The sequence below is a fragment of the Abyssibacter profundi genome (genome assembly GCF_003151135.1).
In the GTDB taxonomy this organism is placed as follows: Bacteria; Pseudomonadota; Gammaproteobacteria; order Nevskiales; family OUC007; genus Abyssibacter; species Abyssibacter profundi.
Map to the genome: position 1 here is coordinate 1 of NZ_QEQK01000034.1, position 548 is coordinate 548.

General features: G+C 58.4%; 1 protein-coding gene. It reads left to right on the forward strand.

Annotation, left to right across the window (positions count from 1 at the left end; genetic code table 11):
• Nucleotides 1-548: IS30 family transposase (locus DEH80_RS17045; RefSeq protein WP_109721725.1), on the forward strand; the 548-nt coding region annotated here is incomplete at both ends.

A 548-nucleotide genomic window follows, 5' to 3' on the forward strand; every position in this document is an offset into this window, starting at 1 on the left:
AGCCAGCACTTCGAACTGCTCGGCGATTCAGGTCCCGGATCACCAGACGATTCATCAGCGACCGGCCGAAATCGAAGGTCGAGAATTTCCAGGCCACTGGGAAGGCGACCTGATCATCGGCCAGCTGAATCAGTCCTGTATTGGCACGCTGGTTGAGCGTAAGACTGGCTTTCTGGTGCTCTGCAAGATGGAGAATAAGAGCGCTTCAGCCGTCCGAGAGGGCTTTGAACGGCAGCTCAAGAAGATCGACCGCTTCCTCCGGCTGTCGATGACCTACGACCGGGGCTCGGAGATGGCGGAGCATCCGCTGATGAGCAAGCACCTGAAGATGGCTATCTACTTTGCAGATCCGCACGCCCCGTGGCAGCGAGGCAGCAACGAGAACATCAACGGCTTGCTCCGGCAGTACTTCCCGAAGGGCACCGACCTGTCAGGTGTGAGCCAGGTCCGCCTGAACGACGTCGCGTGGCTGCTGAACACCCGGCCAAGAAAACGTTTTGACTTTCAGACCCCGCAGGAGCTTTTCGACCAAGCAACGGCGGATTATC